The 22,991-nt window shown below is 63.6% G+C and carries 22 protein-coding genes and 1 pseudogene; 12 read left to right on the forward strand and 11 right to left on the reverse strand.

From position 1 onward, the window contains the following. Window positions 1-28 precede the first annotated feature (28 nt). Entirely contained in the window at window positions 29-505 is a 477-nt protein-coding gene (gene greB / locus ACK3BK_RS09285) for a transcription elongation factor GreB (protein ID WP_186669574.1), read from the forward strand. Here greB and ACK3BK_RS09290 read toward each other — a convergent pair. Then, window positions 477-1,937, reverse strand: a complete 1,461-nt coding sequence (locus ACK3BK_RS09290) for a PLP-dependent aminotransferase family protein (protein ID WP_411384155.1) — start codon at window positions 1,935-1,937, stop codon at window positions 477-479. The two genes, greB and ACK3BK_RS09290, sit on opposite strands and share 29 nt — an antisense overlap. Window positions 1,938-2,133: 196 nt before the next feature. Between ACK3BK_RS09290 and ACK3BK_RS09295 the strand changes: the two genes are divergently transcribed. Continuing rightward, window positions 2,134-3,339, forward strand: a complete 1,206-nt coding sequence (locus ACK3BK_RS09295) for an MFS transporter (protein ID WP_411384156.1) — start codon at window positions 2,134-2,136, stop codon at window positions 3,337-3,339. Here ACK3BK_RS09295 and ACK3BK_RS09300 read toward each other — a convergent pair. Beyond that, the gene (locus ACK3BK_RS09300; RefSeq protein WP_411384157.1) at window positions 3,302-5,809 is read right to left on the reverse strand and encodes an ABC transporter permease; all 2,508 of its coding nucleotides are present in this window, start codon (window positions 5,807-5,809) and stop codon (window positions 3,302-3,304) included. The two genes, ACK3BK_RS09295 and ACK3BK_RS09300, sit on opposite strands and share 38 nt — an antisense overlap. Continuing rightward, window positions 5,809-6,492, reverse strand: coding sequence for an ABC transporter ATP-binding protein (locus ACK3BK_RS09305; protein ID WP_063544135.1), 684 nt, complete (start codon window positions 6,490-6,492; stop codon window positions 5,809-5,811). The genes ACK3BK_RS09300 and ACK3BK_RS09305 overlap by 1 nt, the downstream gene beginning before the upstream one ends. 10 nt (window positions 6,493-6,502) lie before the next feature. On the opposite strand from ACK3BK_RS09305, the gene ACK3BK_RS09310 reads away from it, so the two are divergent. The 3 genes from ACK3BK_RS09310 (at window position 6,503) to ACK3BK_RS09320 (ending at window position 8,536) form a co-directional block, all read left to right on the forward strand. Next, window positions 6,503-7,108 carry an arylesterase gene (locus ACK3BK_RS09310; protein WP_186669567.1) on the forward strand — a complete coding sequence of 202 codons (606 nt, stop codon included), beginning with the start codon at window positions 6,503-6,505 and terminating at the stop codon, window positions 7,106-7,108. Between the two features lie 58 nt (window positions 7,109-7,166). Then, window positions 7,167-7,448: a hypothetical protein gene (locus ACK3BK_RS09315; RefSeq protein WP_186711412.1), complete on the forward strand. Its 282-nt coding sequence runs from the start codon at window positions 7,167-7,169 to the stop codon at window positions 7,446-7,448. A 110-nt stretch (window positions 7,449-7,558) separates the two neighbouring features. After that, complete coding sequence (locus tag ACK3BK_RS09320) at window positions 7,559-8,536, forward strand: L,D-transpeptidase family protein (RefSeq protein ID WP_186669565.1); 978 nt, start codon at window positions 7,559-7,561, stop codon at window positions 8,534-8,536. Between the two features lie 149 nt (window positions 8,537-8,685). Here ACK3BK_RS09320 and oprI read toward each other — a convergent pair whose 3' ends face one another. Continuing rightward, complete coding sequence (gene oprI / locus ACK3BK_RS09325) at window positions 8,686-8,937, reverse strand: outer membrane lipoprotei OprI (RefSeq protein WP_003259780.1); 252 nt, start codon at window positions 8,935-8,937, stop codon at window positions 8,686-8,688. Window positions 8,938-9,439: 502 nt separating this feature from the next. On the opposite strand from oprI, the gene ACK3BK_RS09330 reads away from it, so the two are divergent. After that, window positions 9,440-9,721 (forward strand): GNAT family N-acetyltransferase, encoded by a 282-nt coding sequence (locus tag ACK3BK_RS09330; RefSeq protein WP_186669564.1) that lies wholly within the window; start codon window positions 9,440-9,442, stop codon window positions 9,719-9,721. Between the two features lie 60 nt (window positions 9,722-9,781). Here the strand turns inward: ACK3BK_RS09330 and ACK3BK_RS09335 are convergent, their stop codons facing one another. Together ACK3BK_RS09335 and ACK3BK_RS09340 are read right to left on the reverse strand one after the other, a co-directional pair. Beyond that, window positions 9,782-10,858, reverse strand: coding sequence for a 3-deoxy-7-phosphoheptulonate synthase (locus ACK3BK_RS09335; protein WP_054895443.1), 1,077 nt, complete (start codon window positions 10,856-10,858; stop codon window positions 9,782-9,784). Window positions 10,859-11,101: 243 nt separating this feature from the next. Continuing rightward, a pseudogene (locus tag ACK3BK_RS09340) lies at window positions 11,102-11,512 on the reverse strand (PilZ domain-containing protein); the annotation flags it as partial. A gap of 118 nt (window positions 11,513-11,630) precedes the next feature. Here ACK3BK_RS09340 and ACK3BK_RS09345 point away from each other — a divergent pair. From ACK3BK_RS09345 to cysB, 3 genes are all read left to right on the forward strand, one after another. Continuing rightward, window positions 11,631-12,578: a putative 2-dehydropantoate 2-reductase gene (locus ACK3BK_RS09345; RefSeq protein ID WP_411384158.1), complete on the forward strand. Its 948-nt coding sequence runs from the start codon at window positions 11,631-11,633 to the stop codon at window positions 12,576-12,578. A gap of 97 nt (window positions 12,579-12,675) precedes the next feature. Continuing rightward, a complete protein-coding gene (locus ACK3BK_RS09350; RefSeq protein WP_151924055.1) occupies window positions 12,676-13,173 on the forward strand; it encodes a universal stress protein in 498 nt (165 codons plus the stop codon). A gap of 127 nt (window positions 13,174-13,300) precedes the next feature. Further along, window positions 13,301-14,275, forward strand: a complete 975-nt coding sequence (gene cysB / locus ACK3BK_RS09355) for an HTH-type transcriptional regulator CysB (RefSeq protein ID WP_054895446.1) — start codon at window positions 13,301-13,303, stop codon at window positions 14,273-14,275. Window positions 14,276-14,367: 92 nt separating this feature from the next. Here the strand turns inward: cysB and ACK3BK_RS09360 are convergent, their stop codons facing one another. The 5 genes from ACK3BK_RS09360 to ACK3BK_RS09380 form a co-directional block, all read right to left on the reverse strand. After that, on the reverse strand, window positions 14,368-15,102 hold the full coding sequence (locus ACK3BK_RS09360; protein ID WP_054895447.1) for a phosphoadenylyl-sulfate reductase: 735 nt from the start codon (window positions 15,100-15,102) through the stop codon (window positions 14,368-14,370). Between the two features lie 150 nt (window positions 15,103-15,252). Beyond that, on the reverse strand, window positions 15,253-16,596 hold the full coding sequence (gene pabB / locus ACK3BK_RS09365) for an aminodeoxychorismate synthase component I (protein ID WP_411384159.1): 1,344 nt from the start codon (window positions 16,594-16,596) through the stop codon (window positions 15,253-15,255). 109 nt (window positions 16,597-16,705) lie between these two features. Further along, window positions 16,706-17,686, reverse strand: a complete 981-nt coding sequence (locus ACK3BK_RS09370) for an alpha-L-glutamate ligase-like protein (protein WP_063544141.1) — start codon at window positions 17,684-17,686, stop codon at window positions 16,706-16,708. Beyond that, entirely contained in the window at window positions 17,686-19,221 is a 1,536-nt protein-coding gene (locus ACK3BK_RS09375) for an inactive transglutaminase family protein (RefSeq protein ID WP_186669555.1), read from the reverse strand. The genes ACK3BK_RS09370 and ACK3BK_RS09375 overlap by 1 nt, the downstream gene beginning before the upstream one ends. Window positions 19,222-19,226: 5 nt before the next feature. Then, window positions 19,227-19,763, reverse strand: coding sequence for an ATP-dependent zinc protease (locus tag ACK3BK_RS09380; protein WP_186669553.1), 537 nt, complete (start codon window positions 19,761-19,763; stop codon window positions 19,227-19,229). Window positions 19,764-20,039: 276 nt separating this feature from the next. Here ACK3BK_RS09380 and ACK3BK_RS09385 point away from each other — a divergent pair, with 276 nt between their 5' ends. The 3 genes from ACK3BK_RS09385 to prpC all read left to right on the forward strand — a co-directional run bounded on the left by ACK3BK_RS09385 (window position 20,040) and on the right by prpC (window position 22,929). After that, on the forward strand, window positions 20,040-20,756 hold the full coding sequence (locus tag ACK3BK_RS09385) for a GntR family transcriptional regulator (protein WP_186669550.1): 717 nt from the start codon (window positions 20,040-20,042) through the stop codon (window positions 20,754-20,756). After that, window positions 20,753-21,643 (forward strand): methylisocitrate lyase, encoded by an 891-nt coding sequence (gene prpB / locus ACK3BK_RS09390; RefSeq protein WP_411384160.1) that lies wholly within the window; start codon window positions 20,753-20,755, stop codon window positions 21,641-21,643. Before ACK3BK_RS09385 ends, prpB begins: the two co-directional genes overlap by 4 nt. Window positions 21,644-21,801: 158 nt before the next feature. Then, window positions 21,802-22,929 carry a 2-methylcitrate synthase gene (gene prpC / locus ACK3BK_RS09395; RefSeq protein WP_186709263.1) on the forward strand — a complete coding sequence of 376 codons (1,128 nt, stop codon included), beginning with the start codon at window positions 21,802-21,804 and terminating at the stop codon, window positions 22,927-22,929. The last annotated feature ends 62 nt before the right edge of the window (window positions 22,930-22,991 follow it).

Genomic DNA, 22,991 nt, shown 5'->3' on the forward strand with positions numbered 1-22,991 from the left:
TGTGGCTGTGCCGAGGAGAGCAAGCGGTTTGAGTACCAACATCATCACCACCGAAGGTCATGACGCCCTCAAGAAGGAGCTGGACCACCTGTGGCGCGTCTACCGCCCCGAGATCACCCAGAAGGTGACCTGGGCCGCGTCGCTGGGGGATCGCAGCGAGAACGCCGATTACCAGTACAACAAGAAATTGCTGCGCGAGATCGATCGGCGGGTCCGCTACCTGCGCAAGCGCCTCGAGGATGTGAAAGTCGTCGCCTATTCCCCGGAGCAGGAGGGCAAGGTGTTCTTCGGTGCGTGGGTCGAGATCGAGAACGACGACGGCGAAACCCTGACGTTTCGCATCGTCGGTTACGACGAAATCTACGGTCGCAACGACTACATCTCCATCGACTCACCCATGGCCCGCGCGTTGCTGAAGAAAGAAGAGGGCGACGAAGTGCTGGTGCATACGCCCACGGGCGAAGCGACCTGGTACATCAATCGCATCCACTACGGCGCCCAGTGAGCGCATCCCGGTACAGCCGCCCCAGCGAGTCCCCCGCCAGCGCAATCTGCGCCTCGGTCAACGAGGCGTAGCCCACCAGTACGCCTGGAGGCCAGGCATGTTCACGGGTGAACAGTCCGAGCGGCTGAAGCATCAGGCCCTGCTCGCGGGCCTGTTGGCAGAATTGCTGTTCGTTGCAGCCTTCGGGCAACCAGAGGATGAAATGCAGCCCTGACTGCTCGCCGGCAATTCGCACGTCAGTGTGCCGGCGCAGCCTGTCGATGAGCAGGTCGCGGCGTTGCTGGTAGGTCTGCCGGGCAATGCGCAGGTGGCGCGCGTACTGGCCGTTGCCGAGCATCTGCTCCAGGGCTCGCTGGCCGAGGGCGCCAGGCGCTTGCCCGGAGATCGTCAGCGTGTCCAGCATTTCGGCGTGCAGGCGGCGGGGCACCACGGCGAAGCCCAGGCGCAGGTTGCTGAACAAGGTCTTGTTGAAACTGCCGCAGAACAGCACTCGGTCATGGTGGTCGATCGCCTTGATCGCCGGCAGCGGTGCACTCGCATAGTTGTACTCGCTGTCGTAATCGTCCTCGATGACTATCGCGTCCTGTGCCTGCGCCCAGTCGAGCAAGGCCTGGCGGCGTTCGACGCTCATGCAGATGCCCAATGGCGCTTGATGGGCGGGCGTCACGTGCACCGCCCCGAGCGTTTCATGGTCGGCAAGGGTATCGACGCGCAGGCCCTGTTCGTCGAGTGGCGTGCTGAACAGCCTGTGCCCTGAGCGTTCGAAAATCCGCCTGGCCCAGGCATAGCCTGGGTCCTCGAGGGCGAGCGCCCGGTGCCTGGGCAGCACGCGGCTGAACAGGTCGAGGGTGTGGCGAATACCGTGGGTGACCAGTATGTCATCCGCCTCGCAGTCGATACCTCGATAGAGTCTCAGATGGGCTGCAATGGCCTGGCGCAGGCGTGGGTCACCTTGCGCAGGCAAGCGTTCAAGCAGGCCGGGGGCCTCCAGGCGTGCCGGGAAAAGATTCTGCTCCAGCAAGTTCGGGTCGGGCAGGCGCGCGACGAAGGGGACGCGCGCTTGGACCTGCGCTTGCAACAACTGTGGATCGGGCATCGGCCGCGCTGGTGGCGCGTGGCCGGTCGGGTTGCCGGATGCGATCAGGGCATCGGGCAGTTGCAGGGTGACCTGCGAGCCCGCGCCCTGGCGACGCTCGATGAAGCCTTCCAGCTTGAGTTGCTCGAACACCGCCTCCAGCGTGCCGCGCGCTACGCCCCAGCGCTGTGCCAACGTGCGTGTTGAGGGCAGCAGGGTGCCGGGTGGCAGATGGCCGCTGACCACCAGTTCCTGGAGAAAGCCATGCAGCAGCCGGTGCTTGCCGGTGGCGCTGCCGGCAGACAGTTCGAACGGCAGGGCGAGGTCGAGGGCAATGGCTTGCTTGCCTCTGGCCATAGTGGTCCATACCCGGGAAGGCCTAATGGGCCTTCATCTTATGCAGCGCCGCCCCTAACCTCAATCGCCTGACGCAGAGCCTTTGCGTCGTGCCCTTCAGGCGTCCCGAACCTTCATTCAAGGAACATTGAACCATGTGTAGAGCGGTGGGGCTGCGTTCGCCCGTCCGATTGTCTTTTGCGTTGCGGGTGCGGCCATGAACCGGCCCGGATTGTCAGTGGCCTTGCTGAGTGCGGTGGTGGTACCGCAGGTCGGTCTCGGCATCATGGTGCCAGCCTCGGTACAACTGGCCGAGCAGCTGCAGTCTGGCCTTGGTCAGGTACAGAGCACCTTGGTGATGTATATGGTCGGCTATGCGCTGTCGATGATGCTGGCTGGGCTTTTGAGCGATCGCTACGGGCCGCGCGCAGTGCAGTTGGGCGGGCTGTTGCTGGCTGTGCTCGGCACAGGGCTTGCGGCCAGTGCGACGTCTTTCGTTCCGTTCATGATTGGCCGTCTGCTGCAGGCCCTGGGCGGCTGCGTCGGCACGGTAACGACACGCATGGTGGTGCGCGAGGTGTTCGCCGAGCACGAGCGCATGGGCATTCTCACTACGCTGGCTTCGGCCATCGCTATCACGCCGTGCCTTGCGCCGCTGCTGGGCGGGGCGCTGCTGCCGCAAGTGGGGTGGCGCGGTATACTGGGGCTAGTGGGGGTGTTCAACCTGCTGGTGCTGCTCGTGTTCTGGCGCCTTGTGCCTCGCCTGCCGGGCACGGGGCAGGGTGTTGCGGTGGGCACGATCCTGCGCGTGTACAGGCGCAATCTGGGCACGGGAGCGTTCGTCTTTCTCGCGAGTTGTATCAGCCTGGTCTGGATGAGCTACTTTGCGTTCCTGTCCTCGTCATCCTACGCCTTCCAGAGATTGCTGGGGTTCAGTGCGTTCGAGTACGGCGCCCTCATTGCGATCTGTGCACTGGGTTATGTCACCGGCAGTTTCCTGGCCCGGCGCCTGAGTCGCAGGCATGACCTGACGCAGATCCTGGCTGTGGGGGCCGGCATCGGCACTGTCGGCTGGGGCGGCCTGTGGCTGGCAGTCCATTGGATCGGGCCGACGGCGGGCGCCTTCGTCGTGCCGATGATGGCGATCCTGCTGAGTACTGGCATGGTGATCCCGGCCACCCAGGCTGGGTTGCTGCGCTGTGTGCAGCAGGACATCGGGCTGTCCACCGGGCAGTTCTTTTTCCTGCAGATGGCCAGCGGTGCGGCCTATGGGCTGGTTGCCAGCCACTGGCCGGATCTGGACGTGAGGCAACTGGCCTTGCTGGTGGGGACGCCAATGGTGCTGCTCACCGTGCTGGTGGGCACGGCGAGCTGGCGCCATCGGCTCAAGTCTCGCGCAGTACGCTCAGTGGTGTCGCATTGAGTGCGCGGCGGGTGCCGAACACACCGGCACCGCCTACCAGGATCGCGCCCAACAGTGGCAGCACCAACAGCCAGGGGTGGGGCGCCCAGTGCAGGTCGAAGGCGTAACGATACAGGGCCCAGGTGATCAGTTCGCAGCCCAGGGCTGCGAGCAGGCCGCTGGCGGCGCCAAGCAGGCCGAACTCGATGCGCCGGGCCTTGACCAGTAGTGCACGACCGGCGCCCAGGGCGCGCAGTAGCGCGCCTTGGCGGATACGCTCGTCCAGGGTGGCCTGCAGGCCGGCGAACAACACCGCAAGGCCTGCCGCGAGCACGAACAGCAGTACGTACTCCACCGCCAACGTGACCTGGGCGAGGATGCTGCGCAGTTGCCCCAGCAGCGCATCGACCTGGAGGATGGTCACCGCCGGAAACGCCCGCGACAGGGCGACCACGTCGGTATCGTGCCCCGGTGCGAGGTAGAAGCTGGTCAGGTAGGTGGCGGGCAGGCCTTGCAAGGTGCCGGGCTGGAAGATCATGTAGAAGTTCGGCTGGAAGCTGTCCCAGTGCACCGTACGCAGGCTGCTGACCCGTGCCTGGCGGTGCTCGCCGCCAATGTCGAAGGTCAGCAGATCGCCCAGCTTGAGCTTGAGGCTTGCGGCCAGCTCCGCCTCGACCGATACCGCGGGTGGTCCGTCGGCCGGCGGTGGTGTCTGCCACCAGTCGCCTTCGCTCAAGGCATTACCCTGGGGCAGTTCGGCAGCCCAGGTCAGGCTCAGGTCACGCTGCACGGCACGGTCGCCGGTGGACTCCTTGCTCACCAACTGTTGTACCGGCTGATCGTTGATATGGGTGAGACGGCCGGGGATCACCGGGTACAGCGGCGCCGAGGTGGCATTGACCTCGCGCAGGCGCTGGGCAAAGGGTTCGCGCTCGTCTGGCAGGATGTTCAGGGCGAAGTGGTTGGGGGCATCCTTGGGTAGCTGCGCCTGCCAGTTGTCCAGCAACTCGGCGCGCAATAGCGCGACCAGGGCCATGGCCAGCAGGATCAGGCCGAAGGCCAGCGCCTGGCCGGCGGCTGCCAGCGGATGGCGCAGCAACTGGCCCAGCCCCAGGCGCCAGGGCAGCGGCGAACCGACCAGCAACCGGCGCAGGCTGCGCAAGCCGAGCAGTAGCAGGCCGCCGAGCAGCAGCGCGGCGATCATGCCGCCGCCGAGCAGGGCGAAGGTCAGCAGCAGGTCGAGGCTCAGGCGCCACATGATCAGGCCCAGGGCGAACAATGCGGCGCCATAGACCAGCCAACTGCTGGGCGGAACTGGCAGCAGGTCGCGGCGCAGCACACGCAGGGGCGGCACTCGGCCCAGTGCGGCGAGCGGTGGCAGGGCGAAGCCGGCCAGCGCCACCAGGCCGGTGCCGATGCCGGCCAGTGCCGGGGCGATGCCGCCCGGTGGCACGGTGCTGGGCAGCAGCCCCTGCAGGAGGGCGAACAGCCCCAGTTGCGCGAGCCAGCCAAGCAGGGCGCCGGCCAGTGCCGCCACCAGCCCCAGCATTGCCAGTTGCAGCGAGTACAGGCCCAACGCCTGGTGTCGTGACAGCCCCAGGCAGCGCAGCAGGGCGCTGGCGTCCAGGCGGCGGGCGGCGTAGCGGCTGGCCGAAAGCGCCACGGCCACGCCGGCCAGCAGTACCGCCACCAGGCTGGCCATGTTCAGGTAGCGTTCGGCGCGACCCAGCGCGCCGCCAATCTGGCGGTTGCCATCACGGGTGTCGAGCAGCCGCTGGTTGGCAGCAAGATCCTTCTCCACCGCCTGGCGATACTGCACGAGGATGTCCGGCTCGCCGCGCCACAGGTCGCGATAGGTGACCCGGCTTCCTGGCTGGATCACGCCGGTGGCGTCCAGGTCGGCGATGTTCATCAGCACTCGCGGGGTGAGGCTGTAGAAGTTGCCGGCGCGATCCGGTTCGTAGGTCAGCACCCGGGTCATGCGCAGGGTCTTCATGCCCACGTCGATGCTGTCGCCCAGTGACAGCCCCAGTGCCGCCAGCAGGCGTGCCTCGACCCAGGCTTCGCCGGGCGCCGGCCCGCCGCCGGGCGTTTCGCTGCCATAGGGCGTGGCGGCGCTGCGCAGTTGGCCGCGCAGCGGGTAGGACGGGTCGATGGCCTTGATGCTCGACAACTGGATGCCAGCATCGGCGGCTACCACGCTGGTGAACTCCACTACGCGAGCGTGGGTCAGGCCGCGCGAAGTGCCGGCGTCGATCTGCGCCGCCTGGGCAGCGGAGGAACCCTGCAGTACCAGGTCGGCAGCGAGGAATTCGCTGGCCCGCAATTGCATGGCACCGTTGAGGCGGGCGCCGAAGTAACCGATGGCGGTGCTGGCGGCGACGGCCACCAGGAGCGCGAAGAACAGTACCCGTACTTCACTGGCGCGAGCGTCACGCAGCAGTTGGCGCATGGCCAGGGCGCACAGGCGCATGAACGGCAGGCGGGTCATCATGGCTCCAGGGGCGCCACCAGGCGTCCGGCGTCCAGGCGGATCAGGCGACGGCAGCGCTTGGCCAGCCGTTCGTCATGGGTCACCAGCACCAAGGTAGTGCCGCGTTCCTTGTTGAGCTCGAACAGCAGGTCGCTGATGCGCTCGCCGGTATGGCTGTCGAGATTGCCGGTGGGTTCGTCGGCGAACAGCACTGCCGGGTGCGCCGCGAAGGCGCGGGCGATCGCCACCCGTTGCTGCTCGCCGCCGGACAGTTGGCGTGGGGTGTGGCTCAGGCGCTGGCCCAGGCCGACCCGTTCGAGCAGGGTGCGGGCCTGTTCGCGGGCGTCGCGGCGACCGTCCAGCTCCAGGGGCAACATGACGTTTTCCAGGGCATTGAGGCTGTCGAGCAACTGGAACGACTGGAACACGAAACCGACGTGTTCGGCACGCACCCGTGCCCGCTGGTCTTCGTCGAGGGGGCCGAGGTCGTGACCGGCGAGCACGACACTGCCATCGCTGGGGCGGTCAAGGCCTGCGAGCAAACCGAGCAGGGTCGACTTGCCGGAGCCGGATGCACCGACGATGGCCAGGCTGTCGCCTTGGTCAAGGTCGAGGGAAAGCGGGTGAAGGATGGTGAGGTCGCCTTCCGCGCTGGGGACCACTTTGCTAAGGTTCTGCGCAACGAGAATGCTGGGGCCCATGGAGAATCCGATGCGAATGTGGTGGTTGAGTGCCGGTCTGGCCCTGTGTTGCCTGGCCCAGGGCGCGGCGGCGGGAACGGTGCTGGTTGTCGGCGATAGTATCAGCGCCGGTTTTGGCCTGGATACCCGCCAGGGATGGGTCACGCTCCTGGAAAAGCGCCTGAAGGACGAGGGTTTTACCGACCGCGTGGTCAATGCCTCGATCAGTGGCGACACCAGCGCAGGTGGCCAGGCGCGGCTGCCGGCGCTGCTTGCAGCGCACAAGCCTGATCTGGTGGTGCTGGAGCTGGGCGGGAACGACGGGCTGCGTGGGCAACCTCCACAACAATTGCAACAAAATCTTGCCTCGATGATCGATCGCTCCCGTGAGGCCGGCGCCAAGGTGGTGTTGCTCGGGATGCGGCTGCCGCCGAATTATGGCGCGCGCTATACCACCGCGTTCGCCCAGGTCTATGAGCAGTTGGCGAACGAAAAGAAGGTGGCCTTGGTGCCGTTCTTTCTGGAGGGCATAGGTGGGGTAGCGGAGATGATGCAGGCCGACGGCATCCATCCGGCCCAAGGCGCCCAGCAGCGCCTGCTGGAGAATGCCTGGCCGACGATAAAACCCTTGCTCTGACGCTTTTATCGGGGGCCGCTTTCGGCTAATGTTGCGCCCCCCGTTTCGAGTGCCACCGATGCCACGCCCCGCCTGGTCCCTGTATGCCTATCAACTGATCGAGCCCGACGAGCAGCTCGACCTGTTCGCCTGCCAGGAAGTCCGTGTCCATCTCGCCGCCCGCCAGCTCGAACTGGGTGCTCCGGTCGACCGCACCTTGTGTGGCGGCTTGCTGCCGGCGCAGCCGCGCTGGTCGTCGGTCGAGCGCGTGGTCTATCGCGACGAACGCCTGTGCCCGCTGTGCCGGGCCATCCTCGATGCCCAGCGCCGGGGTACACGCCCGGTGTGGCCGGAGCTCTGAGCTCACCTTTCATCATTTGTAACCCTTGCAACGCCTGCCGATGCCTCCCGCTTGAATCCGGGCGGGTGTACAATCGAATGTCTTGAACCCTCTTTCGAAGGATTTACCGGATGTTGCCGCGCTTTCCCGCCGTCACCCGTTGCCTGTCCCTGGCCGCCTTGCTGCTGACCGGTCCTGCCGTCGCGCTGGAGCTGCCATTGCCACCGCCCGGCGAAGACGTCGTCGGCCAGGTCCGGACGATCAAGGCCAAGTACGAAGACACCTTCGCCGACATCGGTACGGCCAACGACCTGGGCTACCTGGAGATGATCGCCGCGAACCCGGGCGTCGATCCCTGGTTGCCGGGGGCTGGCACCGAGATCATCCTGCCGACCCGTTACGTCCTGCCACCCGGGCCGCGCGAGGGGATCGTCATCAACCTGGCCGAGTACCGCCTGTACTACTACCCGAAAGGCGAGAACGTGGTGCACACCTTCCCGCTGGGGATCGGCCGTGAAGGCTGGGGCTCACCGATCGCGATCACCAAGATCACCGCCAAGACACCGAACCCGACCTGGACGCCGCCGGCCTCGATTCGCGCTGAACACGCCGCTGATGGCGATATCCTGCCTGCTGTCGTGCCGGCCGGCCCGGACAACCCGCTGGGTCCGTTCAAGTTCACCCTGGGCCTGCCGGGCTACCTGATCCACGGTTCGAACAAGAAGTTCGGCATCGGCATGCGCACCAGCCACGGCTGCTTCCGCATGCTCAACAACAACGTGGTGGCGCTCTCCAAGATGGTACCGGTGGGCACCCCGGTGCGGATCATCAACGAGCCTTACAAGTTCGGCGTGAGTGGTGGCAAGGTCTATCTCGAGGCACACACGCCGTTGGACGACCATGGCAACCCGTCGGTGGTCGACAAGCACACGGCCGTCATCAATGCACTGCTCAAGCGTGAAGACTTGACCAACAACCTGCGTATGAACTGGGACATGGTTCGTGACGTGGTGGCCGCCGAGGACGGCATGCCGGTCGAGATCGCCGTGCCGGTCAATGGGCAAGGCGCTGCGCCGATGGTGTCGAGCATCCCGCCAGAGCTGCAGTAAGCCCTTGCCTGCTTGAACCGAAAGGCCTGCCATCGTGCAGGCTTTTTCGTTTTTTGGGAGGCGGGAGGCGAGGTGAGAGAGGTCTTTTTTCGGGCAATAAAAAAACCGGCCCACAAGTGGGCCGGCTCCATAACAATCCGTGAGGATTATTACTTGCGGCTGGCTTTGTCCAGCATACGCAGGGCGCGCTCGTTGGCTTCGTCAGCGGTCTGCTGAGCCTTCTGAGCGGCTGCCAGAGCGTCGTCAGCCTTACGGTAGGCTTCGTCGGCACGGGCTTGAGCGCGAGCTGCTGCGTCTTCAGTCGCAGTCAGACGAGCTTCGGTTTCTTTGGATACGCTGCTGCAACCGGTAGCCAGAACTGCGGCCAGAGCCAGAGCAGAGAATTTCAGAACGTTGTTCATCGTGTTCCCCTTCAAGGACTTTCTATTAAATAGCCATCTCTCGGAAAAGAGAAACTGGCCGGCGTACATAGTACCCATTACTTGTAGTAAGTAAACTGACAGAGCGCAAGAACTGCAAAAAAAATGTTGCCACGGGCCGCGTGTGACGGGGTTTGTAAAGAAAGTGTGAAGACCCCGCAAATCGGACGCAAGCGGTTGTACCAAGGAAACTTTTTGTTGAACTAAGGGTGACTTTCACGGTCCTCAAACGTCTTACCCCGTAGAACATCCGGCGGGCTGTTTGGTGTCGACCGGCACCGGCGGCCCAACCCGCTTGCATGGAATTTTTAGCCATGTGCACCTTGAGCAATCCCGCGTTGCACGCCTACTATTTGGGTGTCCCGGGCGTCGAACGATTGCTGATGGACCACGGTCCAAGGGGCATGAGTGGCGTTGAGGTTCCTCCGCCGGATAAACCATCGGTCAAGGCAAAGGTCTGCCAAAAGACCTGCGAGGAGTAGTGATGAGTGACGCGCTGACCATCCACCATGACCAGGCCGGTCATCAGTTCGAGACCAACGTGGACGGTCATCGTGCCTACCTGACGTACATGGATCTGGGCAAGCAGACGCTGGACATCTATCGCACCTTCGTCCCCAACGCCCTGCGTGGTCGTGGCATCGCCGCCGCCTTGACTGAAAAGGCCCTGGAGTACGCCGAACAAATGGGCTACACCGTGATTCCATCATGCTCTTACGTCGAGCGTTACATGGAGCGCCAGCAGCGCCACTCGACCAAGGCCTGAATCGACACCGCACCAACGAAAACGCCGGGCAATTGCCCGGCGTTTTCGTTTGCGTGCGTATCAGCCGCGCTGGCGCTTGGGCAGCACATCCTTGAGCTTGGCGTGCATGCTGCGCAGGCTCTTCTCGGTAGCGGCCCAATCGATGCAGGCGTCGGTCACCGAAACACCGTATTGCAGGTCTTCAAGGTTTTTCGGAATGGCCTGGCAGCCCCAGTTCAGGTGGCTTTCGACCATCAGGCCGATGATCGACTGGTTGCCTTCCAGAATCTGGTTGGCGACGTTCTCCATCACCAGCGGCTGCAACGCCGGGTCCTTGTTGGAGTTGGCGTGGCTGCAGTCGACCATGATGTTGGCCTTGATCTTGGCCTTGGCCAGGTCCTGTTCGCACAGGGCAACGCTGACCGAATCGTAGTTGGGTTTGCCGTTGCCGCCACGCAGCACCACGTGGCCGTAGGCGTTGCCTTTGGTGGTGACGATCGACACGCCGCCTTCCTGGTTGATACCCAGGAAGCGGTGGGGCTTGGACACCGACTGCAGGGCGTTGATCGCCACGGTCAGGCCGCCGTCGGTGCCGTTCTTGAAGCCGACCGCCGAAGACAGGCCCGAGGCCATTTCACGGTGGGTTTGGGATTCGGTGGTACGGGCACCGATGGCCGACCAGCTGATCAGGTCCTGCAGGTATTGCGGGGAGATCGGGTCGAGGGCTTCGGTCGCGGTCGGCAGGCCCTTCTCGGCCAGGTCCAGCAGCAATTGGCGACCAATGTGCAGGCCGTCCTGGATCTTGAACGAGTCATCCAGGTAGGGGTCGTTGATCAAGCCTTTCCAGCCTACGGTGGTACGAGGCTTCTCGAAATACACGCGCATGACCAGATAGAGAGTGTCGGAGACTTCTTCGGCCAGTACCTTGAGACGGTCGGCGTACTCGTGGGCAGCCTTGATGTCGTGGATCGAGCAGGGGCCGATCACGACGAACAGGCGATGGTCCTTGCCGTCGAGGATGTTGCGCACCACTTCACGGCCGGCAGTCACGGTCTGCAGGGCCTTGGCGCTGAGGGGAATCTCTTTCTTCAGCTGATCGGGGGTGATCAGGGTCTCGTTGGAGGCAACGTTGAGGTCATCGATCGGTAAATCAGCCATCGTGTTACTCGTCAGGTCACGGGTGCCGGCCGCCAGCAAACCCCGTGCGGCCCAGCAGCAGATTGTTCGCAGCGGGGAGCCGAACCTTAGCGCGTTACATCGGGCGCGACAATGGGCAGGGGGCTGTCAGCGCTGAAAAGGTGACTTGCCCGTGCGCGAGCTGCCTTGCAGGCCGATCGCGATACAAGGATCGCGCAGTGGGCTCGCCGAGGGCGGCGACATCAGGGGGTGTTCGCCCAGCAGCGCTGCTTCGGAGAATTCGGCGCCGTGCTGGGCGATCCACTGCTGTGCCAACGCCTGCGCCTGTTCGCCCTGCAGGTCATGTTGCTGGTGCAGTTGGCAGTAATGATGAATATGGCAAACCTGCTCACCCATGCGTGCGCCGAACAGCGCCTGGTCGTCGGTGAAGGCGATGCCCACGCGGTAGCCAGCATCCAGCCGCTGGCACCAGGCAACATAACCGGCATAGCGTGCCTGTGCGCCCAATGAAGGAATGACCACTTCCACTGCAGTGCCGCGACGGTAGGCACGCGGATGGTTGCAAGCGATGCCGCCAAGCCCCAGGGTATGCAGGTGCCGACGGAACAGGCTGGGAGACGGGCGAAGATTCAGCTCGACCGGAATCCCGTCAGGGTGAGGCAGAAATCCACACATCGTCGACTCCGTGTCGATTATTTGACCTTCATGGCCTGAGTATAGTGAAGGATTGCAAACCGGCTGATTCACTGTAAGAAAATCGGACAGACAGTCATCGCTTCGACAGGAGAGCGGTATGGATCCTCGTAACAAACGCATCGGCATCATCGGTAGCGGTGCCATCGGTGGCTTCTATGGGCTGATGCTGGCGCGTGGCGGTTTTGACGTGCACTTTCTGCTGCGCAGCGAATATGGCGTGGTGCATGAGCAGGGGCTGACCCTGAACAGCGCCGTGCACGGAGAGCTGCAGATGAAGGTCCAGGCCTATGCCTCGGCCAGTGACATGCCGCAGTGCGACTGGTTGCTGATCGGCACCAAGGCCACCAGTAACGCCGAGTTGGCGCCGCTGATCGTCCAGGCGGGAGCGCCCGGTGCCAAGGTGGTGTTGCTGCAGAATGGCCTGGGCGTCGAGGAGCAGTTGCGTGGCGCGTTGCGCGACGACATGCACCTGCTCGGGGGGCTGTGCTTTATCTGTGTGAACCGCGAAGCGCCCGGGGTGATCCGCCACCAGGCACTGGGCGCGGTCAACCTGGGTTACCACAGCGGCCCCAGCGACGACCGCGGTGCAGCCATTGTCGCCGAGGGCGCCGAATTGTTCCGCGCTGCGGGGGTCGACTCGCAGCCGATGGACAACCTCGTTCAGGCGCGCTGGCAGAAGCTGGTGTGGAACGTGCCGTACAACGGCCTGTCGGTGTTGCTGCAGGCCAGCACGACGCCTCTGATGGGCGACCCCGACAGCCGCGCGCTGATTCGTGGGCTGATGGCCGAAGTGGTCGAGGGCGCACGGGCCTGCGGGCATCCACTGCCGGAAGGCTATGCCGAGCACCTGTTCCGGGTCACCGAGCAGATGCCTGACTACTGGCCGAGCATGTACCACGATCATGCTCAGCAGCGGCCGCTGGAGTTGCAGGTGATCTACGGCGAACCCCTGGCCCGTGCCCGCGAGGCCGGTTGCCACTTGCCGAAGATGGAAGCGCTGTACCAGGCGCTGGCGTTCATCGACCGGCGCAACTGCGCGGGCTGAAGCGTATGGCTGGCCGCTGCGCCGGACGGCGAAGCGGCTCTCCACGGCACTGCTAAGCTGTAGCTTGCTCTGCCCCCGTGGCAGTGGAGGAGGCCGAATGATCCGTTCCATGCTGTACGCCACCGATCTCGGCGTCTACGCGCCCTTCGTCATGCAGCACGCCTTGGCCCTGGCGCGGACCTTCAACGCAGAGTTGTACGTGATCCACGCCGTCGAACCCATGGGCCAGTTCGCCGAGTCGTTACTGCAAAGTTATCTCGATGAGCAGACCCTCGACCGCCTGCACTCCCAGGGGGTCAACACGGTGATGGCCAACATCGAGCAGCGGGTGCTGGAAAATTTTCGCGAGGAATTGGGCGAGGCGGCCGATCTGGCGGTGATCAAGGCCGTGCGGGTGCGCCAGGGGGATCCTGCGCAGGTGATTCTGGAGCAGGCCCAGCGCCTGGCGGTCGACCTGTTGATCTTCGGCAGCCATGCCGAGGGCGCGGGTGTCGATGTGCCGATTGGCCGCACAGCGGTACGGCTGCTGCAACTGTCACCGGTGCCGGTGTACATGGTGCCGTTGGCACAGCATTTGGGGCGTAGGAAAGTCTGAAGCTGGCGGTAGGTCTTTTCCTTGGGGTGTAACAAAATAGTTCTAGATTTATTTCTCTTACCACTAATATAGTTATAAATCGTCGCTGCCAGCAGCCGGTGACCTACCGCTGATTCGAGGGGAATCTATGAAGCTTCAACAACTGCGCTATATCTGGGAAGTAGCGCACCATGACCTCAACGTCTCCGCGACCGCGCAGAGCCTGTACACCTCTCAGCCCGGGATCAGCAAGCAGATCCGTCTCCTCGAGGACGAACTGGGCGTCGAAGTCTTCGCCCGCAGCGGCAAGCACCTGACCCGCGTCACCCCGGCGGGCGAGCGCATCATCACCACCGCTGGCGAGATCCTGCGCAAGGTCGAAAGCATCAAGCAGATCGCCCAGGAGTTCTCCAACGAGAAGAAGGGCACGCTGTCCATCGCGACCACCCACACCCAGGCCCGCTATGCTTTGCCTCCTGTGATCAGCAACTTCATCAAGCAGTACCCTGAAGTATCCCTGCACATGCACCAGGGCTCGCCGATGCAGATCGCCGAGATGGCCGCTGACGGCACTGTCGATTTCGCCATCGCCACCGAGGCGCTGGAGCTGTTCGGCGACCTGATCATGATGCCGTGCTACAAATGGAATCGTTGCGTGGTGGTGCCCCAGGGGCACCCTCTGACCAAGCTGCCGAAGCTGACCCTCGAAGCGGTGGCCGAGTACCCCATCGTCACCTACGTGTTCGGTTTCACGGGCCGTTCCAAGCTCGACGAAGCGTTCAACCATCGCGGCCTGACCCCGAAGGTGGTGTTCACCGCCGCAGACGCCGATGTGATCAAGACTTATGTACGCCTGGGCCTGGGTGTGGGCATCGTCGCGAAGATGGCGGTCGATCCGAAGCTCGACAGCGACCTGGTGTGCCTGGATGCGAGCGAGCTGTTCGAAGCCAGTATCACCAAGATCGGCTTCCGCCGTGGCACTTTCCTGCGTGGCTTCATGTGCGATTTCATCGAGAAGTTCGCGCCGCACCTGACCCGCGAAGTGATGGCCAAGGCGATCCAGTGCCACAACAAGCAGGAGCTGGAAGAACTGTTCGAAGGGGTTGAGCTGCCCGTGCACTGAGTTGGCATGAGGCAGGGGCCGCGTCGCGGCCTATCGCGGGGCAGGCCCGCTCCTACAGGTTTTGTGTAGGTGCGGGCTTGCCCCGTTTGTTTTCAGGCCTTGCTGATCAGGTTGCCGGCGTGCAGCCCGCATTCCTTTTGAGTCGACTCTTCCCACCACCAGCGTCCTTCACGCTCGTGCTGGTTCGGCAGCACCGGGCGGGTGCAGGGTTCGCAGCCGATGCTGATGAAGCCGCGTTCGTGCAGGCTGTTGTACGGCAGCTCGAGCATGCGGATATAACCCCAGACTTCCGCGCTGCTCATCTGCGCCAGGGGGTTGAACTTGTACAGGGTGCGTTCGGGCGTGGAGAACGCCGAATCGATCTCCAGTGCCGCGACCTGGCTGCGGGTGCCAGGGCTCTGATCGCGGCGCTGGCCGGTGGCCCAGGCGCTGACGGTGGCCAGCTTGCGACGCAGCGGCTCGATCTTGCGGATGCCACAGCATTCGCCATGGCCATCCTTGTAGAAACTGAACAGGCCCTTTTCCTTGACGAAAGGATCGAGCTTGGCGCGATCCGGGCTGAGGATTTCGATTGGCAGGTTGTACTGCTCGCGAACCTGGTCGATGAAGCGATAGGTTTCCGGGTGCAGGCGACCGGTGTCGAGGCTGAACACCTTGACTTGCTTGTTCAGCTTCCAGGCCATGTCTACCAGCACCACGTCCTCGGCACCGCTGAATGAGATCCACAGGTCGTCGCCGAAGTGTTCGAAGGCGAGCTTGAGAATGTCCTGCGGGGACTTGCTGGCATAGGTCGCGGCCAGGGCGGCGACGTCGAAGGGTTGGCTCATCAGGCGGTTTCCATCGTGTGTATGGCGCTGTGCGCTCGTAATGGGGCGATGGTAACAAAAAATGGCGGGGTAGACGGGCTCGAATAGAGGGTGCCTGCTTCGCGGGCAAGTCGGGGCGCCGAACCGCCGCTCCTACAGGCGAATCATCGGCTATAGGCCCTGCAAGGTCTCCATCAACACCCGCACCTTGGCGATCGACTCCTCGTATTCGGCCTCCCACGCCGAATCAGCCACCACGGCGCCACCGCCCCAGCAACTGACCTGGCCATCCTTGATCAGCAGGCTGCGGATGGCGATCGAGCTGTCCATCTCGCCGCGCACGTCAACGTATAGCAGCGACCCGCAGTACAGTGCCCGGCGTGTCGGCTCCAGTTCATCGATGATCTGCATGGCGCGGATCTTCGGAGCCCCGGTGATCGAGCCGCCGGGGAAACTGCCGGCGATCAGGTCCAATGCATCCTTGCCGACGGCCAGGCGTCCGGTGACGCTGCTGACCAGGTGGTGGACGTTGGGGTAGCTCTCCAGGCTGAACAATTCCGGCACCTTCACCGAACCGATCTCGCAGGTACGGCCGATGTCGTTGCGCAGCAGGTCGACGATCATCAGGTTCTCCGAGCGATCCTTGGTGCTGGCTTGCAACTCGCGAGCGTTGCGCAGGTCTTGCTCCGGGTCTGGCGAGCGTGGGCGGGTGCCTTTGATTGGGCGAGTCTCGACGTCGCCCTGATTGACTCGGATGAAGCGCTCTGGCGAAAAACTCAGCAGTGCGCTGTCTGGGCTCAACTGCTGGAAGCCGGAGAAGGGCGTCGGGCAGGCGCTGCGCAGCGCTTGGTACGCCTGCCACGGATCGCCCTGGCAGGGGGCGCGAAAGCGCTGCGTGAGGTTGATCTGGTAGCAGTCTCCGGCGTGGATGTAGCGTTGTACCTGATCGAAGGCCGCGTGGTACTGCTCGGCACGAAGGTCGCCCTGCATGGGCGCGAGCAGCTTGAAGGTTCCGTTGGGTGACCTGTCATCGCCCTCGAACAGGCGGATCAGGCGCTCGCGTTCGCTGCTGGGCAAGGCGGGATGGAACACCAGTTGGCTGGTGCGCAGCTGGTGGTCGGTGATGGCAGCCCAGGCGTACAGGCCCAGTTGCGCATCGGGCAGGCCGAGGTCGTCTGTCGCCAGGTGCGGTAGATGCTCCAGGCGCCGGCCGAAGTCATAGCTCAGGTAGCCGATCAGTCCGCCGGCGAACGGCAGTTTGCTGCCCTCGGGCAGCGTAGCCTCGCCAAGCCCCGCCAGCGCCTGGCGCAACCGCTGCAGATAGCTTTCGCCGCTTTCGCCATTCTGTGCTTGCAGTTGTTGCAGCGGCCAGGCACTGAACAGGTCGAAGCGCCCGCGCTCGGCGACCGGACGGGCGCTGTCGAGCAGGATGGCGCCGGGGGCCAGGCGCAAGCGGCTGAAGTAATGCGCAGGATCGGGCTGGTAGGGCAGGGGGTGCAGCGTACAGGTCGGCATCGGAATGGACGGCGATGAAAATCAAGGAGGGGGATTGTAGGCCGCTGTAGGAAAAGTGCCTAGCACCAGTTGGAGCAGGCCGCCCCTGCAGGGACGGCCTGTGCTGGAGTCATTGCTGGACGACGTGGCCGAACAGCCCCTGTGCCACCCGCACGCGAGTCTCGGCATCTTCGCTGATGCCGTCCTTGGCCAGCGCCTCGATATGCGCCTCGATGGCGTGGGTGCGCTGGGTCAGGCCGCAGTCGTTGGCGATCTGGATGTTCAGGCCGGGGCGGGCGTTGAGCTCCAGGATCAGCGGGCCCTTGTCCTGGTCTAGCACCATGTCCACGCCGATGTAGCCCAGCCCGCACAGCTCGTAGCAACTGGCAGCCAGCTTCATGAAGCCGTCCCAGTTCGGCAGCTGCACGCCGTCCACTGCGTTGGTGGTGTCCGGGTGTTTGCTGATGATCCGGTTCAGCCAGGTGCCGCGCAGGGTGACGCCAGTGGCGAGGTCCACGCCGACGCCGATCGCACCCTGGTGCAGGTTGGCCTTGCCGCCGGACTGGCGGGTCGGCAGGCGCAGCATGGCCATCACGGGGTAGCCCATCAGCACGATGATGCGGATGTCAGGCACGCCTTCGTAGCTGATGCTCTTGAAGATCTGGTCGGGGGTGACGCGGTACTCGATCAGGGCTCGGTCGCGGTGCCCACCCAGCGAATACAGCCCGGTGAGAATGCTCGAGATCTGGTGCTCGATTTCCTCATGGCTGATGATCTTGCCAGAGACCGTGCGATAACGGTCCTCAAAGCGGTCGGCGACTACCAGGATGCCATCGCCGCCAGCGCCCTGCGCTGGCTTGATCACGAAGTCGCTACGCCCGCCGATGATCTCGTCGAGCTTTTCGATCTCTTTTTCGGTTTCGATGATGCCGTACATCTCCGGCACATGGATACCGGCCGCCAGTGCGCGCTCCTTGGTGATGATCTTGTCGTCGACGATCGGGTACAGGTGGCGTTTGTTGTACTTCAGAACATAGTCCGCGTTGCGCCGGTTGATACCCATGATGCCCCGGGCCTCCAGGGCTTTCCACGTCTTGATCAGTCCGAACATCAGGCGTCAGCCTTCTTCAGGAATGCCTTGAAGCGAACGAGCTCGGTCAGGCGGTAGCCGCGATAGCGACCCATCGCCAGCATGAAGCCCACCAGGATCAGCAGCACGGCCGGGAAGGTGAAGACGAAGTACACGGCTTCCGGCACGGTCATCAGCAGGTGCGCCAGCGAGGCTGCGAACAGGGTGCCGACGGCGACTTTCATCGCATGGCCGCCGCCACGTTCTTCCCAGGTGATCGACAGGCGCTCGATGGTCATGGTCAGGATCACCATCGGGAACAGCGCCACCGACAGCCCGCGCTCCAGGCCCAGCTTGTGGCTGAACAGGCTGATCGCAGCGATCAGCACCACGACGAAGGTCAGCACCACCGACAGGCGGGGCAGCATCTGCAGCTTCAGGTGTTCAAGATAGGAGCGCAGCGAAAGGCCCAGGGCGGTGATCACCGTGAACAGCACGATGCCGAAGCCTAGCTGCGTTTCGCGGAAGGCCAGGGCAATCAGCACCGGGGTGAAGGTGCCAAGGGTCTGAATGCCGATCAGGTTGCGCAGTACGAGGATGACCAGCACGCCGATCGGGATCATCACCATGATCATGAAGGTCTGCTGGGTTTGCAGCGGCAGGCCGTACAGGGAGTATTCGAGGAAGTCGGCGTCGGTGTTCTCGTCGGTCAGCTTGGCCAGGCGGATGGCGTTCATCTCGCTGTTGTTCATGCTGAAGGTGACGGTGGCCTTCTTGCCGCCATCGACGGTGATCAGGTTTTCATCGCCGGTCCACCACAGCAGGCGGTCACTGGGCAGGCCTTGCTCGCCGGTTTCCGGGTTGAAGTACAGCCAGGCGTTGCCGTTGAAGCTGCGCAGCCACAGCTCAGGGCTCTGCGGGGTGTCGGCAACCAGGCGGATGGTATGGACCTTTTCCATCGGCACGTGGGCGATCGACAGCAGCAGGTCGATGACCTGGGCTTTCTTCATGGGGGAGTTGTCGCCGGCCAGCAGCAGCTTGGCGTTGTCGTCGTTGGCGTTGTTGACACGCTTGATGGTTTCGCTGACGAAGGTCTCGACGTCGGCAGAGTGTTGGCGAATCGGTGCCATCAGTGCTTCGGCGGCGATCTTTTCGGGGCCTTCGACCGCCAGGCTGTCACGGAAGGTCGGACCCTTGATCTTGGCTTTCTCGGTGCTGTAGCGCTTGGTCAGGACCAGGCGGTAGTACAGGGTCTGGTTGCCACTGGCGCGGCGAGCCGACCAGGTGACCTTGCGATTGCCGTCGGTGCGATTGACGCTGACCCCGTAGTTGTTGGAGATGAAGCTCTCGTTGAGGCTAACGTAGTCGCGGTTCAGCGGCGGCACGAACATCTGGATCTTCACCGGGTCCTTGGGACTGGCGACGAACTCGACCTTGGCGTCGATGTTCCACAGATCGTCGGTCTCGTCTTCGGTCACCGGGATGCCCAGGATGAAGATCTGGTAGCACGTGACCGTCACGCCCAGCAGCACCAGGATGGTGATCAGGACTTTCAGGTGCAGGGTAAGAGAGCGCATCGGAATTACTCTACTTTGGGAGCTTCGGTGGCACAGGCAGGTTTGCCGGCGGCGTATTTGAGGCTGGGGTCGACCAGCGCGTCGAAGTGCTTGAGTGCCTCGGAGCCAATCAGCAGCGGGAACTGGAAGGCGCTGCGGTCGGTGAGGTTGACTTCGATGGTGCGCAGGGCCTGGCCCATGCAGATGTTCAGTTCGATCACCGGGCGGGCGGTGTAGGCCTTGCCTTCGTCCGGGTCGTAGTCACCGGCACGCCGCTTGATCTTGCTGACGCGGGCCAGTGGGCGTTCGATGGGGTGCTTGTGGGCGGCGTCGATGGCCAGGTAGAAGCGCACCCAGCTTTCGCCATCGCGCTTGAAGCGCTTGATGTCGCGTGCGCTGAGCGAGGCGGTCTTGGCGCCGGTGTCGAGCTTGGCGGCCACTTCAAGGTCAAGATCGCCCAGGCGGGCGTATTCGTTCAGGCCGTACACGGTCTTTTCGGCCGCATGGCCAAGCGCCGGCAGCAAGGCGAGGCTGAACAACAGTGAATAAAACGTGGGTCTCATAGTCCTGGCGCGGTGCTGTCTGTGTTCGGGGCAGGGCGCAAGCGCCTCGTTCATCTGTCAACAGCATGAAATGATGACAGGCACACTATCCGTAATCCTTGGGAAGCGCGGCATTCTATCACGCCGACGTCTTGACGCCAGCGCGCTGCGATGAGACCGCGACAGTGCGGGGTAAGTTCGTTATTAGACAATTGTCGACAATGTTGTTTTTGTCTTTGACTATGCGCCTTCATTTGGCTAGTTTTGGCGCTATCAATTTGCAAGGTGTCGACAATCATGCTTGAAGCCCCTCAGGCCCTCGCACCGGTTGCAGATGAGTCCGAAACGCTTTCAGAGAATGTCTTTCGGCGCATCCAGGCGGCCATCGTGAAGGGGGATATCGCCCCGGGCAGCAAGATTTCCGAGCCGGAGCTGGCCCGCACCTACGGTATCAGCCGCGGCCCGCTGCGCGAGGCCATTCATCGCCTCGAGGGTCAGCGCCTGCTGGTGCGTGTGCCGCATGTCGGTGCGCGGGTGGTATCGCTCAACCATGCCGAGCTGATAGAGCTGTACGAAATCCGCGAATCGCTCGAAGGCATGGCCTGCAGGCTGGCCGCTGAGCGCATGACAGTGGCCCAGATCGACGAACTGCGCCAGGTGCTCGACACCCACGAGCGCGATGCGGCATTCCAGGCTGGGCTTGGCTACTACCAGCAGGAAGGCGATTTCGACTTCCACTATCGAATCATCCAGGGCAGCGGCAACCAGACCCTGGTCAAGATGCTCTGCGGCGAGCTGTACCAGTTGGTGCGCATGTATCGCATCCAGTTCTCGGCCACCCCCAACCGTCCGCGCCAGGCCTTCGCCGAACACCACCGCATACTCGATGCCATCGCCGACCGTGACGGCGAGCTGGCCGAACTCCTGATGCGCCGCCATATCGGTGCGTCCAAGCGCAATATCGAGCGTCACTACCAGGACGCCCACAACAACAGCCCACGAGGTGAGTCATGACTGTGAAGAGCACCCCCGGTCAGCGTTTTCGCGACGCCGTAGCCGCCGAGCATCCGCTGCAGGTAGTCGGAGCCATCAACGCCAACCATGCGCTGCTGGCCAAGCGCGCCGGGTTCAAGGCCATCTACCTGTCCGGTGGCGGTGTCGCTGCCGGCTCCCTGGGCCTGCCGGACCTGGGCATCAGTGGGCTGGACGACGTGCTGACCGATGTCCGCCGGATCACCGATGTGTGCGATCTGCCGCTGCTGGTGGATGTCGACACCGGCTTTGGTGCCTCGGCGTTCAACGTCGCCCGCACGGTGCGCTCGATGAGCAAGTTCGGCGCTGCGGCCATTCACATCGAGGATCAGGTCGGTGCCAAGCGCTGTGGTCATCGGCCGAACAAAGAGATCGTCTCGCAGCAGGAGATGGTCGACCGTATCAAGGCGGCAGTGGATGCGCGTACTGACGACAGCTTCGTGATCATGGCGCGTACCGACGCCCTGGCGGTGGAAGGCTTGAATGCGGCATTGGACCGTGCCCAGGCGTGCGTCGAGGCCGGCGCCGACATGATCTTCCCCGAAGCCATCACCGAGCTGCAGATGTACAAGACCTTCGCCGACCGGGTGAAGGCGCCGATCCTGGCCAATATCACCGAGTTCGGTGCCACGCCGCTGTACACCACCGACGAGCTGGCGTCGGTCGGTGTATCGCTGGTGCTGTATCCACTGTCGGCGTTCCGCGCCATGAACAAGGCTGCCGAGAACGTCTACGCCGCCCTGCGCCGCGACGGTACTCAAAAGAATGTGATCGACACCATGCAGACTCGCATGGAGCTCTACGATGCCATTGGTTATCACGCGTTCGAGCAGAGCCTCGATGCGCTGTTTGCGCAGAAGAAAGGGTAAGCCATGCCGGCGGTGTCGGCCCCATCGCGGGGCAAGCCCGCTCCCACAAGGATCACGCAGTCCTCTGTAGGAGCGGGCTTGTCCCGCGATAGGGCCGGTACGATCGCTGCAGATTAGCCAGAACGACTTCATAACAAATTCAAGAAAGGAGAAACACCATGGCCGAAGCAAAAGTACTCAGTGGTGCCGGCCTGCGTGGCCAGGTGGCCGGGCAGACCGCGCTGTCGACCGTCGGCCAGGCCGGTGCCGGCCTGACCTATCGTGGCTACGATGTGCGCGACCTGGCCGCTGGCGCCGAGTTCGAGGAAGTCGCCTACCTGCTGCTCTATGGTGAACTGCCGAGCAAGTCCGAGCTGGCCGACTACAAGCACAAGCTCAAGGGCCTGCGCGACCTGCCGCAAGCGCTCAAGGAAGTGCTCGAGCGTATTCCGCGCGACGCCCATCCAATGGATGTGATGCGCACCGGTTGCTCGGTGCTCGGTACCCTGGAGCCGGAGCTGACCTTCGACGCCCAGCGCGACAAGACCGATCGCCTGCTGGCGCTGTTCCCGGCGGTGATGTGCTACTGGTACCGCTTCACCCACCACGGTGTGCGTATCGACTGCAGCAGTGACGAGGACACCCTCGGTGGCCACTTCCTGCACCTGCTGCATGGCAAGAAGCCCAGCGACCTGCACGTGAAGGTGATGAACGTCTCGCTGATCCTCTACGCCGAGCACGAATTCAACGCCTCGACCTTCACCGCACGGGTCTGTGCCTCGACCCTGTCGGACCTTTACTCCTGCGTCACGGCAGCCATCGGCTCGCTGCGCGGCCCGCTGCACGGCGGCGCCAACGAGGCGGCGATGGAGCTGATCGAGCGCTTCCAGAGCCCGCAGGAGGCCGCTGCCGAACTGCTGCGCATGCTTGAGCGCAAGGACAAGATCATGGGCTTCGGCCACGCCATCTACAAAGAGTCCGACCCGCGCAACGAGGTGATCAAGGGTTGGTCGAAGCAGTTGGCTGACGAAGTGGGCGACAAGGTGCTGTACCCGGTGTCCGAGGCCATCGACAAGACCATGTGGGAGCAGAAGCGCTTGTTCCCCAACGCCGATTTCTACCATGCCTCGGCGTATCACTTCATGGGCATCCCGACCAAGCTGTTCACCCCGATCTTCGTCTGCTCGCGCCTGACCGGCTGGGCGGCGCACGTGTTCGAACAGCGTGCCAACAACCGCATCATCCGCCCGAGCGCCGAGTACACCGGCGTCGAGCAGCGCCAGTTCGTGCCGATCGACAAGCGCTGAATAGATATAGAGAGGCAACCCGTTTCCCCTGTGGGTGCGGGCTTGCCTGCGAATGCGTCCGT

The sequence above is a fragment of the Pseudomonas sp. L7 genome (assembly GCF_046605565.1).
GTDB classification, from domain to species: Bacteria; Pseudomonadota; Gammaproteobacteria; order Pseudomonadales; family Pseudomonadaceae; genus Aquipseudomonas; species Aquipseudomonas wayambapalatensis.

Bases quoted from the DNA above. Each gene is read 5' to 3' on its own strand.
- ACK3BK_RS09290 (WP_411384155.1), bottom strand. From the start codon at position 1,937: ATGGCCAGAGGCAAGCAAGCCATTGCCCTCGACCTCGCCCTGCCGTTC.
- ACK3BK_RS09295 (WP_411384156.1), top strand. From the start codon at position 2,134: ATGAACCGGCCCGGATTGTCAGTGGCCTTGCTGAGTGCGGTGGTGGTA.
- ACK3BK_RS09300 (WP_411384157.1), bottom strand. From the start codon at position 5,809: ATGACCCGCCTGCCGTTCATGCGCCTGTGCGCCCTGGCCATGCGCCAA.
- ACK3BK_RS09305 (WP_063544135.1), bottom strand. From the start codon at position 6,492: ATGGGCCCCAGCATTCTCGTTGCGCAGAACCTTAGCAAAGTGGTCCCC.
- ACK3BK_RS09310 (WP_186669567.1), top strand. From the start codon at position 6,503: ATGCGAATGTGGTGGTTGAGTGCCGGTCTGGCCCTGTGTTGCCTGGCC.
- ACK3BK_RS09315 (WP_186711412.1), top strand. From the start codon at position 7,167: ATGCCACGCCCCGCCTGGTCCCTGTATGCCTATCAACTGATCGAGCCC.
- ACK3BK_RS09320 (WP_186669565.1), top strand. From the start codon at position 7,559: ATGTTGCCGCGCTTTCCCGCCGTCACCCGTTGCCTGTCCCTGGCCGCC.
- oprI (WP_003259780.1), bottom strand. From the start codon at position 8,937: ATGAACAACGTTCTGAAATTCTCTGCTCTGGCTCTGGCCGCAGTTCTG.
- ACK3BK_RS09330 (WP_186669564.1), top strand. From the start codon at position 9,440: ATGAGTGACGCGCTGACCATCCACCATGACCAGGCCGGTCATCAGTTC.
- ACK3BK_RS09335 (WP_054895443.1), bottom strand. From the start codon at position 10,858: ATGGCTGATTTACCGATCGATGACCTCAACGTTGCCTCCAACGAGACC.
- ACK3BK_RS09345 (WP_411384158.1), top strand. From the start codon at position 11,631: ATGGATCCTCGTAACAAACGCATCGGCATCATCGGTAGCGGTGCCATC.
- ACK3BK_RS09350 (WP_151924055.1), top strand. From the start codon at position 12,676: ATGATCCGTTCCATGCTGTACGCCACCGATCTCGGCGTCTACGCGCCC.
- cysB (WP_054895446.1), top strand. From the start codon at position 13,301: ATGAAGCTTCAACAACTGCGCTATATCTGGGAAGTAGCGCACCATGAC.
- ACK3BK_RS09360 (WP_054895447.1), bottom strand. From the start codon at position 15,102: ATGAGCCAACCCTTCGACGTCGCCGCCCTGGCCGCGACCTATGCCAGC.
- pabB (WP_411384159.1), bottom strand. From the start codon at position 16,596: ATGCCGACCTGTACGCTGCACCCCCTGCCCTACCAGCCCGATCCTGCG.
- ACK3BK_RS09370 (WP_063544141.1), bottom strand. From the start codon at position 17,686: ATGTTCGGACTGATCAAGACGTGGAAAGCCCTGGAGGCCCGGGGCATC.
- ACK3BK_RS09375 (WP_186669555.1), bottom strand. From the start codon at position 19,221: ATGCGCTCTCTTACCCTGCACCTGAAAGTCCTGATCACCATCCTGGTG.
- ACK3BK_RS09380 (WP_186669553.1), bottom strand. From the start codon at position 19,763: ATGAGACCCACGTTTTATTCACTGTTGTTCAGCCTCGCCTTGCTGCCG.
- ACK3BK_RS09385 (WP_186669550.1), top strand. From the start codon at position 20,040: ATGCTTGAAGCCCCTCAGGCCCTCGCACCGGTTGCAGATGAGTCCGAA.
- prpB (WP_411384160.1), top strand. From the start codon at position 20,753: ATGACTGTGAAGAGCACCCCCGGTCAGCGTTTTCGCGACGCCGTAGCC.
- prpC (WP_186709263.1), top strand. From the start codon at position 21,802: ATGGCCGAAGCAAAAGTACTCAGTGGTGCCGGCCTGCGTGGCCAGGTG.